The organism is Sphingobium sp. (assembly GCF_041987595.1).
Taxonomy (GTDB): Bacteria; Pseudomonadota; Alphaproteobacteria; order Sphingomonadales; family Sphingomonadaceae; genus Sphingobium.
Window position 1 is genome coordinate 1 of the sequence record NZ_JBHIWJ010000178.1, and the last position, 4,092, is coordinate 4,092.

5 protein-coding genes and 1 pseudogene are annotated in these 4,092 nt (G+C 63.8%); 2 read left to right on the top strand and 4 right to left on the bottom strand.

Features of this window, described 5'->3' with window-relative positions; genetic code table 11:
• Positions 1-902: phosphotransferase (locus ACFC3J_RS22315; protein WP_375198132.1), on the top strand; the 902-nt coding region annotated here is incomplete at its 5' end.
• Positions 903-917: 15 nt separating this feature from the next.
• On the opposite strand, the gene ACFC3J_RS22320 is transcribed toward ACFC3J_RS22315, so the two are convergent.
• Genes ACFC3J_RS22320 through ACFC3J_RS22330 form a run of 3 tightly spaced genes read right to left on the bottom strand, consistent with a single transcriptional unit; the run spans position 918 to position 3,014 of the window.
• Positions 918-1,745 carry an SDR family NAD(P)-dependent oxidoreductase gene (locus ACFC3J_RS22320; protein WP_066563074.1) on the bottom strand — a complete coding sequence of 276 codons (828 nt, stop codon included), beginning with the start codon at positions 1,743-1,745 and terminating at the stop codon, positions 918-920.
• Between the two features lie 59 nt (positions 1,746-1,804).
• Positions 1,805-2,185 (bottom strand): VOC family protein, encoded by a 381-nt coding sequence (locus tag ACFC3J_RS22325; protein WP_066563076.1) that lies wholly within the window; start codon positions 2,183-2,185, stop codon positions 1,805-1,807.
• 16 nt (positions 2,186-2,201) lie between these two features.
• Positions 2,202-3,014 (bottom strand): SDR family NAD(P)-dependent oxidoreductase, encoded by an 813-nt coding sequence (locus ACFC3J_RS22330; RefSeq protein WP_226869983.1) that lies wholly within the window; start codon positions 3,012-3,014, stop codon positions 2,202-2,204.
• Between the two features lie 159 nt (positions 3,015-3,173).
• Between ACFC3J_RS22330 and ACFC3J_RS22335 the strand changes: the two genes are divergently transcribed.
• Positions 3,174-3,806 (top strand): glutathione S-transferase family protein, encoded by a 633-nt coding sequence (locus tag ACFC3J_RS22335; RefSeq protein WP_222886158.1) that lies wholly within the window; start codon positions 3,174-3,176, stop codon positions 3,804-3,806.
• A 4-nt stretch (positions 3,807-3,810) separates the two neighbouring features.
• On the opposite strand, the pseudogene ACFC3J_RS22340 reads toward ACFC3J_RS22335, so the two are convergent.
• A pseudogene (locus ACFC3J_RS22340) lies at positions 3,811-4,092 on the bottom strand (hypothetical protein); the annotation flags it as partial.

Below are 4,092 nucleotides of genomic sequence, written 5' to 3' on the forward strand. Positions count from 1 at the left end.
ACCTGCCCAACCGCCTGGTGCTCAAGCTGACCCGGGCGGTCGATGAGATCATGGCGCCCTTCTACGCCAATGAAGTGGCCTTCTACCGGGGAATCCGGCCGGAACTCGCGATGGAAGCGCCGCGCTGTTTCGGTGGCGACTTCAATCCGTCCACCACGCATTTCGGCCTGTTGCTCGAAGAGCTGAGCGTGCGGGGCGCGACCTTCCCGAATACGACCGTGCGGACCGGGCCGGATGATGTGCGCTCCCTGCTGGATCAACTGGCCCGGCTGCACGCCCGCTTCTGGGAGTCGCCCCGCTTCAGCGCGGATCTGGCCTGGGTCGAAACGCATGTCGAAGGCGCGGTCGCAACGATGATGAATGAACTGGCGCCCGCCTATATCGCGCATGAGGTCGAGACCGAAAATTTCAAACGGGAGATGGTGCAGCGGCTGCGCACGACGCCGGACCGGCTGCTTGCCGGCGTGCAGGCGGTCCAGCGGCATCAATCGACCCTGCCCCAGACGCTGCTGCATGGCGACACTCATCTCGGCAACAGCTACCGCCTGCCCGACGGAACAGCGGGCCTGCTCGACTGGCAGCTCATGGTGCGCGGTTACGCGATGCACGACGTCAACTATATCGTGACCACCGGCCTTTCCATCGCGGACCGGCGGGCGCATGAGCGCGATCTTCTGGGCTATTATCTGGACCGCCTGGGACAGGAAGGCGTGGCGCGCCCTCCCGCCTTCGACAGTGCCTGGGAAGAATATCGGCGGACCCTGATATGGGGCGTCTATATCGGCTGGCTGACGACGCCCGTCGTCAATTATGGCTGGGAGATCAACGTCATGAATCATCTGCGGCTGACCACCGCCTATGAAGATCTCGAAACCGCGAAGCTTGTCGACGCGCTGCTATGACGGCGCGCTGGTCGGCTACAACTGATTGCTCCCCGATGCCTCGAACAGGCGTTGGAAATCGACCATTGTGGGCTGATGCGCGGTAAAGCCGCCGTCCACCGGGATCATCGCGCCGTTGATGAAGCGGGACTCGTCCGAGGCCAGAAAGGCAACGACATGGGCGATATCGCGAGGGCTGCCGAGGTCGGGATTGAGATGATGGTCGCGCAGTACGTCCTTGACCGCCTGCGGTGTGGTTTCGACGGCCGTATCACTGAGGACGAAGCCGATGGCGATCACATTGGACCGGATTCCCTGCTTGCCATATTGGGTCGCGAGAAAGCGGCTGAGATTAATAAGCGCCGCCTTGGACGCGCCATAGGCCGTCAGCGTCATTTCACCCAGCAGGCCGAAACCGGATGCGGAATGGATGAGCGAACCACCGCCCCCCGCGATCATGGCCGGCAGCGCATGTTTGCACAGCAGCATAGGCCCCCGCGCATTGACGGCAAAGGCCTTGTCCCAGGCGCCGGTGTCGAGATGGACGACATCGCGGTCGAGGGCGCGCTGCTCGATCGTCTGATAGGCGGCGTTATTGTGGATGATGTCGATCCGCCCGTGCCGGCCAGCGATCCGCGCGACCGCAGCGCAGACGCTGTCCTCATCGGTCAGGTCGAACGTCTCCGCCTCGGCACGAAGACCCTTGCCGCGCAGCGAATCCGCCGCCGCCTCCACCCGATCTGCCAATATGTCCGCCAGAATCACGGTCGCGCCGCGCTCCGACAGCACTGTCGCCACCTCCCGTCCGATGCCCTGCGCCGCGCCCGTCACGATCGCCACGCGCCCCTCCAATGATCCCACCATTCCATATCCTCCTGTTTCCCTGATGAGCGCCGGGCGCCCGACTATCGATAGCTGTGCGCCTATGGCGGGTCGAAGCAGTAGGCGCAGATCTTGTTGTCATCGGGGTCCAGCAGATAGGCGCCATAGGCATGGGGCACCGCTCCGCGCGGACCGGGCGGCCCGGCATCCTTGCCGCCCGCGGCCAGACCCGCGCGATGAAAATGATCGACCGCGCGGCGATCCGGCGCCTTCAATCCCAAAGTCGCACCGTTGGCGCATGTCGCCCGACCGTGGAGCGGGCGCAGGATAAGCAATTCGGGCACCCGTCTCCCATAGCCGATGCCCTGATCCAGAAACGGGCCAAGATTGACGATCCCCAACGGCGCAAGCACCGCATCGTAGAAACGGGCGGACCGTCCCAGATCGTTGCTGCCAAGGCAGACATGCGTGAATATGCCCATCCCGCCCTCTTTCCGGTCAGTGCGCCCGGTTCATGCTTTCCAGCATATCTGCGACATAGGGCGTGTGGTTAACGATACCGCCGTCTACCCCGATCACCTGCCCGGTGATGAAGGCCGCGCCATCCGATGCCAGGAACAGCACCGCGCCGGCAATATCCTCCGGCACGCTCTCGCGCGGCAGAAGGACATGCCGCTGGACCATGGCGATCTGATCGGCGGTCATCATCTCCCGGGCAAGGGGGGAGAGCACGAGGCCCGGCGCGACCGCATTGACCCGGATATTGAACCGGCCGAACTGCACGGCGGCATTGCGGGTCAGGGCGTTCACAGCCGCCTTGGACGCGGAATAGGAAGGATTGTTGATGTCGCCGGTCAATGCCACACCCGTCGAAGTGTTGATGATGGAACCGCCGCCGCCTGAAATCATGTGCGGAGCGACCGCCTTGATCATCAGCATCGTGCCCCTGGCATTGATGTGGAAGGCGCGATCCCAGGTCGCGGCATCGAGATCGAGAAGCGAGCCATCTGCCGCCATCTGCTCCAGCCGCGTATCGGCGGCATTGTTGTGAAGGATGTCGATGCGCTGGTGCTGCCGCATCACATCCTCGACCAGCGCCGTGATACTGTCCTCTTGCGCAAGATCGAGGAACATCCCCGTCGCCTGTCCGCCCGAAGCCTGGATAGATCGGGCGACGACCTCTGCCCGCTCGACCGCGATATCCGCCAGGATAACTGCCGCGCCGGCCTTTGCCAGGGCTCGTGCGCAGGCTTCCCCGATATTGGCGCCCGATCCGGTGACGATAGCGACGCGTCCCGATAAATCCGTCATGGGCATCTTCTCTCCTGTCTCTCATGGATGCGGGACCGCTGGGCTTCCGCCGCAGCGGGACGCTGCCACGGCGGACGCTCCGCGATACCTAGATAAAGATAGGTTTGGCGGAATTGATAAGCGGCGCATCTATGGCGCCCCTCAAGCGGAGAGCCCTTCATGAGCATCACCATCTTTCAACTTAACAGGTCCCGCTCCGAACGCGCGGTTTGGCTGATGGAGGAAGTGGAGTGGCCCTATGACATCCGCTTCTATGCGCGGCTGGAAACGCTCGCGGCGGAGCCCGCCTATAAGGCATTGCATCCGCTGGGTTCTTCACCCGTGATCGAGGCCGATGGGCGTCGGATCGCCGAGAGCGGGGCGGTCATGGAATATCTCGCCACGACGCAAGGGAAGGGCACGCTCCGCGCCAATCCCGGCGATCCGGACTATGCTGATTATCTTTTCTGGTTCCATTTCGCCGAATCATCCCTGATGCCGGCGCTGGTGACCGAGATCATGGCCGAACGCGCAGGCATCGCGCAGGATCACCCCTCCCGTGTCGCGGGACGGACCCATGCGGCGCGCCTGCTGACACTTGTCGACGACCGGCTTTCGCATAAACCATATATGGCGGGCGACCGGTTCACGGCAGCCGACATCATGATGACTTTTCCTTTCACTACCACGCGGCTGTTCATGTCCGTCGACGTGGAGGGACATCCGAACATCGCCGCCTATGTCGAGCGGATGGCGGCGCGCCCGGCCTATCGCCGGATGCGCACCATCGTCGATCGCCCCCCGACCGCCTGACGGATCAGCTCATCGCCAGCTTTTCCGTGCCGCCGGTGCGTACCCGGTCGCCCATTTGCGCCCGGGCGCGTTCTTCTTCCGCCAGGCCGACGGCGGTCGGATGCTGGACATCGTCCTTGGTGAGACGGGGTGTCGCACGGTCCCACCGCGTGATGCGTATCCCCTCGGGCCGGAGCAGGCCGCTGTTCGCCAGCAGGGCGTCCGCGCCTCTCCATGCTTGATGGGCAGCGTCCGGATCGTTGATCCTGTAGATCGCGACATAGCGATAGTCGGGCGTCATCGGGAT

Excerpts from the sequence above, each read along its gene's own strand:
- ACFC3J_RS22320 (WP_066563074.1), bottom strand. The coding sequence starts at position 1,745 with ATGGTGGGATCATTGGAGGGGCGCGTGGCGATCGTGACGGGCGCGGCG.
- ACFC3J_RS22325 (WP_066563076.1), bottom strand. The coding sequence starts at position 2,185 with ATGGGCATATTCACGCATGTCTGCCTTGGCAGCAACGATCTGGGACGG.
- ACFC3J_RS22335 (WP_222886158.1), top strand. The coding sequence starts at position 3,174 with ATGAGCATCACCATCTTTCAACTTAACAGGTCCCGCTCCGAACGCGCG.
- ACFC3J_RS22330 (WP_226869983.1), bottom strand. The coding sequence starts at position 3,014 with ATGACGGATTTATCGGGACGCGTCGCTATCGTCACCGGATCGGGCGCC.